The sequence below is a fragment of the Methanimicrococcus stummii genome, assembly GCF_032594435.1.
Lineage (GTDB): Archaea > Halobacteriota > Methanosarcinia > Methanosarcinales > Methanosarcinaceae > Methanimicrococcus > Methanimicrococcus stummii.
In genome coordinates, this window is the sequence record NZ_CP131062.1 from 1356333 (window position 1) to 1362686 (window position 6354).

At 45.9% G+C, this 6354-nt stretch carries 4 protein-coding genes; all 4 read left to right on the plus strand.

Features of this window, described 5'->3' with window-relative positions:
- Positions 1 to 267 precede the first annotated feature (267 nt).
- The 4 genes from prf1 to MmiEs2_RS06620 are packed head-to-tail and all read left to right on the plus strand — an operon-like array spanning position 268 to position 6061.
- Entirely contained in the window at positions 268 to 1515 is a 1248-nt protein-coding gene (gene prf1, locus MmiEs2_RS06605; protein ID WP_316559084.1) for a peptide chain release factor aRF-1, read from the plus strand.
- A 38-nt stretch (positions 1516 to 1553) separates the two neighbouring features.
- A complete protein-coding gene (locus tag MmiEs2_RS06610) occupies positions 1554 to 2189 on the plus strand; it encodes an L-threonylcarbamoyladenylate synthase (RefSeq protein WP_316559085.1) in 636 nt (211 codons plus the stop codon).
- Positions 2186 to 2434: a hypothetical protein gene (locus tag MmiEs2_RS06615; RefSeq protein WP_316559087.1), complete on the plus strand. Its 249-nt coding sequence runs from the start codon at positions 2186 to 2188 to the stop codon at positions 2432 to 2434. Before MmiEs2_RS06610 ends, MmiEs2_RS06615 begins: the two co-directional genes overlap by 4 nt.
- A 42-nt stretch (positions 2435 to 2476) precedes the next feature.
- The gene (locus MmiEs2_RS06620) at positions 2477 to 6061 is read left to right on the plus strand and encodes a DNA polymerase II large subunit (RefSeq protein WP_316559088.1); all 3585 of its coding nucleotides are present in this window, start codon (positions 2477 to 2479) and stop codon (positions 6059 to 6061) included.
- Positions 6062 to 6354: the final 293 nt, after the last annotated feature.

Consider the following 6354-nt stretch of genomic DNA (forward strand, 5'->3'; position numbering starts at 1 on the left):
ATTGTTTCATTTTTAAATTAGATTCACTTTTGAGATTTCAAATTGCTTTTCAGATTAGTTTATAATTTATGAGTTCTTTTAAGTTTCAAATTCAAAAGAACAAATTGATGAAATTATGACGCAAAATTATTTCAGAAACGGTTGACAGACTCAGGACAGCTGATCGGAAAAAGCTGTCAAAGGAATTTAAATACTGAGTTTTAACTGTATTATTTTTTACAAATTAGAATTTTAAAATTATCAAATAATTATCGGAGTACATTTATTATGGCAGAAACGTCAGCGCATGACAAATATGAATTTAAAAAAACGCTTGAAACAATCCGTGACAAAAAAGGAAGAAGCACGGAATTGGTTTCGCTTTATATTCCGGCGGACAAACAGATTTCAGACGTGGCAGCGGACTTAAGAGAAGAACACAGTCAGGCGTCAAACATCAAATCCAAATTAACGAAAACGAATGTGCAGGGCGCGATTGACTCGCTTCTTGCGAAGCTCAGATATTTGGACAAAGTTCCCGAAAACGGCATTGTTTATTTTACGGGCGCAGTTGACATCGGCGCGAACAAAACGAACATGGAAAGTTACGTCATTCATCCGCCCGAGCCGATTATTACTTATAAATATCACTGCAATTCCGAATTTTATTTAGAGCCGCTTGAGTATATGCTCAAAGAAAAGGGAACGTTTGGTCTTCTTGTAATGGACAGAAGAGAAGCGACGATCGGAACACTGGTCGGCAAGAAGATTGAGGCGCAGCGAAGGCTGACGTCAACAGTTCCGGGAAAGCAGCGCAAAGGCGGTCAGAGTGCCCAGCGTTTCCAGAGTTTGAGATTGATTGCGATTCATGATTTCTACAAAAGAATCGGTGACGCGGCCAGTGAAATTTATTTGACGATTGATCCGAAGGATTTCAAAGGCATTCTCATCGGCGGCCCGTCGCCGACCAAAGAAGAGTTTTATGACGGTGAATTTTTCCACCACGAACTTCAAAGAAAAGTTCTCGGTCTTTTCGATATCGCTTACACCGATGAATCCGGCCTTCACGAACTTGTGAACGCGGCTGCCGAAAAGCTCATGGATTTAGAGCTGATGGAGCAGAAAAACATCATGAAGCAATTCTTCAAGGAATTGATTGCCGAATCCGGACGCGCGTCTTACGGTGAAAAAAGCGTCCGCGCGAATTTGGAAATTAACTCTGTTGAAATGCTGATTTTGTCCGAAGATTTGAGAGCGGAAAGAATGACGGCAACGTGCCAAAGCTGCGGCGAGCTGAACCAGAAAACGCGTACATGGCGCCCGGGCGAACACATTCCTGATTTGGGAACGTGTACGAAGTGCGGCGCGGAATTGTCCGACGTTGAAATCAGAGATGTTGTTGACGAGCTCTCCGAGCTTGCGGACAAATCCAACGCGGTTGTTCATTTCATTTCAACCGACTTTGATGAAGGCAATCAGCTGATGTCCGCTTTCGGCGGCATTGTCGCTGTTTTAAGATACAACACCGGCCTTTAAGGCCGGTTTTTCGCCGAATAAACACGAATCGTGATGAAATGCCGAAAACCGAAATTTATTCTTTGAACGATTTTAAAACCGCGACGGAAACGGCGGCAAACGCGCTTTTAAACGGAAAAATCGCGGCATTTCCGACGGAAACGGTTTACGGTCTCGGCGCGCGCATTTCCGATGAAAACGCTGTTTTAAAGGTTTATAAAGCAAAGGGGCGCGTCCCCGAAAAACCGCTCAGCATTTTAATTTCATCCGTGGATGACATGGAAAAAATCGCGGCTGAAATCCCGGAAACCGCAAGAATCCTCGCGGAAAAATTTTGGCCGGGACCGCTGACAATTATTTTAAAGAAAAAGGCTGAAATTTCAAACAAAATTACGGCCGGAAAAGAAACCGTCGGACTGCGCGTTCCGGCGCACCCGGCAGCACTTGAAATCGTTCGCCTGAGCGGACCGCTGGCATGCCCGAGCGCGAATTTATCCGGCAGCCGAGAGCCGAAATCGACCGCAGATGTTTTGGCAGACTTGGACGGAAAAATTGACATTTTAATTGACGGCGGCGACACTTTGATTCAAAAACCGTCAACAATCATTGACTTAACAGTTCAGCCGCCGAAAATTTTAAGAGAAGGCGGATTAGATATATCAGAAATTAAAGAATGGATTGGGGAAACAGAATGAATGCTGAGAAAAAAGCGAAAGTCAGAAGCAAATCGCAAGGAAAACAGATTACGGAAACCGTCAAAACCATTAACATCATCAATTTGGTGATTATCGTCGGCGGCTTTTTTTTAATGATTTTAAATCTCAGTCCGCTGATGACAAAAATCGGCCAAGGCTTAATCATGGCAGGCGCGTTTCTGATCGTTTTGACAATTGTTTTTCAGCTGATGCTGGCAAGCAAAATGAGAAGCGGCAAACTTTAACATATAATTTTATTTTTACTTTTTTATCGGTTCGGGTCAGAAATGGAAAAAAAACCGGCGCAAAGCGCGTTTATGCAAAAATATTTCGATTCGCTGGAAGAGAAATTAACCAAAGAAATGGAAATAGCGAACGCTGCGCGCGCCCGAGGCGAAGATCCGCACCCGGCTGTTGAGATTCCGCTTGCGAAAGACTTGGCGGACCGTGTCGAGAATTTAATCGGCGTCAAGGGTGTCGCAAAACGTCTTCGCGAAATCGAAGACGAAGGAAAAAACCGTGAAGAAGCCGCGCTTTTAATCGGCAAGGAAATCGCGGAAGGAAAGGTCGGCGGCTTTACGACAAGAGAACAGGCGGTTGATGCCGCGATTCGCGTGTCAATGGCGGTTATTACAGAAGGCGTCGTCGCGGCGCCCATTGAAGGGATTGCCGAAGTTAAAATTGATAAGAACAGCGACGGTTCCGAATTTTTAAGAATTTACTATTCCGGCCCGATTCGAAGCGCCGGCGGAACCGCGCAAGCGCTTTCTGTTTTGGTCGGCGATTATGTGCGCCGCAGTCTCGGCTTGGACCGTTTTAAACCGCGCAAAGAATTGGTGGAACGTTACGCCGAAGAAATTCGAATTTACAAAAGAACGGCGTCGCTTCAATATTCGCCGACGGATGATGAAATCCGTCTCATTGTCGAAAACTGTCCGGTTTGCGTTGACGGTGATTCGACGGAAGAAGCGGAAGTCGAAGGCTATCGAAATATGCCGGAGATCCCCGGAAACCGCCTTCGCGGCGGCATGGCTCTTGTGATTGCCGAAGGCATGATTTTAAAGGCGCCGAAAGTGAAAAAGCACGTCGATAATTTGAAAATGGACGGCTGGGAATTTCTGGATAAATTAATCGCCGGAACGAAAACGGAAGATAAAAAAGGCGATGATTCCCCGGCCGCCGCCGGAAAGCCCGGAGCCGTCACGTTAAAAATCAAACCCAAAACCAAATACATTCAGGATTTGATTGCCGGCCGCCCTCTTTTTTCCCACCCGTCGCGTGAAGGCGGATTTCGTCTCAGATACGGCCGCTCCCGAAACACATCGTTTGCCGCCGCAGGAATCAGCCCCGCTTCGATGTTCATTCTCGGTGATTTCATCACAAACGGAACGCAATTGAAAGTGGAGCGTCCCGGAAAAGCAGCCGGAATGGCCGCCGTTGACTCAATCGAAGGTCCGACCGTTCGCCTGACAAACGGCGACGTGCTTCGCGCAGATGATGAAAAAACCGCGCTCGCCGTCAAACCCGACATTGATTTAATCATTGATGTCGGCGAAATTTTGTTCAATTACGGCGACTTTTTGGAAAACAATCATCAATTAATGCCGTCGCCTTATTGTTTTGAATGGTGGCTTTATGATTATGAAAACGAATACAACCGTTTGAAAAAGGAAAAAAAGGATCTCTCCCGTTTCCCGAGCCCGAAAAACGCCGAAGAATTAAAACACGTCTCGGAAGAGAACGCGCTTTTATTTGCGGAAAACGGGATTCCGCTTCATCCCGATTACAATTACTTATGGCACGATTTGTATTTAGAAGAGCTTGACAAAATCGCGGCATTTGCCGCCGAAAACGGCCGGCTGGTCGAATACGCGGACACAGAATCCGTAAACAGCAACTCCGAAGGCGAAGCCGAAGAAAAAACATGGCTGGCGCTGCCTTACGAAAAATCAATCGATGAAGGAATTAAGCCGCTGCTTGAAAACATTTTGATTTTGCACATCGTTCGAACAATCGGCGATGAAAAACATTTGTTAATTGCGCCGCCGACTCATATTTTAAAATGTCTCGGCTTGAATGTTGAGAAAGACGGAACGCTGAGAAAAACATGGGAAATTGATGAAATCAAAGCCGCCGGCATTGAATTAACGGTTGATGCCGTCAGCCGGATTTCAGGAATGCCGGTAAAACCGCGCGCGCCTTCTCGAATCGGCGCGCGTATGGGTCGCCCCGAAAAATCGGCGCTTCGAAAAATGTCGCCGGCGGCTCAAGTTCTTTTCCCGATCGGAGAGCACGGCGGAAAAACAAGAAACCTCGTCAACGCTTCCGAATACCGCGAGGACATGAACGCTAAAACCGGAAAGTTTGAGATTAAAATCGGCATGCGCGTCTGTCCGCGCTGCGGCCGGGAAACGCACAAATGGCGCTGCGGCTGCGGCGAGTTCACGATTGAGCGGCTGTTTTGTCCGCGCTGCGCGATTGAAACATCCGCCCCGAAATGCCCGAAATGTGAAAGACCAACGATGGGCGGCCGAAAGAAATCCATCGAATTCCGGCCGATTTACAAAGAAGCCATCGAACGGCTCGGCGTTCGCGATAATTTCGATTTGATTAAAGGCGTCAAAGAATTGATGAGCCGGGCCAAAACGCCTGAGCCGCTTGAAAAAGGAATTTTGCGCGCGCTTCATGAAGTTTATATTTTCAAAGACGGAACGGTTCGCTACGACATGTCCGACATTCCGCTCACGCACATCCGCGCCGACGAGCTTGGCATCACGGCGGCGGATTTAAAGAATCTCGGCTATGAAAAAGACATTTACGGCAAAGATTTGGTGTCTGACGATCAGGTGGTTTGCCTGTTTGTTCAGGATTTGGTCATTTCCGTTGACTGCGCCGAATATTTGCTGAAAACGACGCAGTATGTCGATGATCTTCTGAAACGGTATTACGGGGTTGAACCGTATTACAATTGCGAAACCATCAAAGATTTGCTGGGCGTGATGGTCATCGGTCTTGCGCCGCACACGTCCGCAGGCGTTTTGGGGCGCATTGTCGGCTTCACGAAGGCGTCTGTCGGCTTTGCCCACCCGTATTTCCACGCGTCTAAGCGCAGAAACTGTGACGGTGACGAGGACTGCGTGATGCTTCTCTTAGACGGCATGCTCAACTTTTCGCGCGAATATTTGCCGGACAAACGCGGCGGTCAAATGGATGCGCCGCTTGTTTTAACGATTCGGATTGACCCGAATGAAATCGATAAGGAAGCGCATAATATTGATATGTGCGCGCGTTATCCGCATGAATTTTACTTGGCGACGGAAGAATACAAAAATCCGGCCGAAATTTCAAAAATTATGGATTTGGTCAGCGGTCGTTTGAAAACGCCGGATCAATACGAAAATTTCATGTTCACGCACGGAACGACGGACATTGCAAAAGGTCCCGCATTTTCCGCGTACAAAACGCTTGATTCGATGACGGACAAAATGGAAGCGCAGCTTCAGCTGGCCGAGAAAATCCGCGCGGTCGATGAATCGAATGTCGCGGAATTGGTTTTAAAATCGCATTTCCTGCCGGATATTATGGGCAATCTGCGCGCGTTTTCAAAGCAAACTTTCCGCTGCATCAAATGTGAAGCGAAATACCGGCGCCCGCCGCTGACCGGAACATGCCCGAAATGCGGCGGCGGAAACATTATTTTAACGGTTCACGAAGGCGCGGTTCGAAAATACGTTGAAGTTTCAAAAGAAGTCGCGATTAAGTATCACGTTTCGGAATACACGCTGGAGCGGATTGAACTTTTGGAACAGGATATCATTCAGACGTTTGAGAATCATAAAATTAAAAAAACTTCATTGACAGACTTCATGTAATAAACAAATCATTTTGCTTTGTTTCTATTTTTGTTTAAACCGAAACATCGGTTTTAATTTGTTTTCTTAAACCCGAACTCCCGTTAAAATTCAAACACTTTTTTTGATGAATGAAAAACGGAGTTCGATTTTTGATTTATTTGAAGAAAAGAAGATGTTTCGTTTTAATTTTAAAATCAAATTAAAATTTCAAATCCGTTTTCAAAGATTTTTAAATATTTCCAAATAAAAAATTCTTTAAATTGAGATTTAAAAGATTCTGTTTTAAAAAATAGAGAAGAAATGAAATCCGC

Coding starts and splice junctions, on each gene's coding strand:
- prf1 (WP_316559084.1), top strand. CDS start 268: ATGGCAGAAACGTCAGCGCATGACAAATATGAATTTAAAAAAACGCTT.
- MmiEs2_RS06610 (WP_316559085.1), top strand. CDS start 1,554: ATGCCGAAAACCGAAATTTATTCTTTGAACGATTTTAAAACCGCGACG.
- MmiEs2_RS06615 (WP_316559087.1), top strand. CDS start 2,186: ATGAATGCTGAGAAAAAAGCGAAAGTCAGAAGCAAATCGCAAGGAAAA.
- MmiEs2_RS06620 (WP_316559088.1), top strand. CDS start 2,477: ATGGAAAAAAAACCGGCGCAAAGCGCGTTTATGCAAAAATATTTCGAT.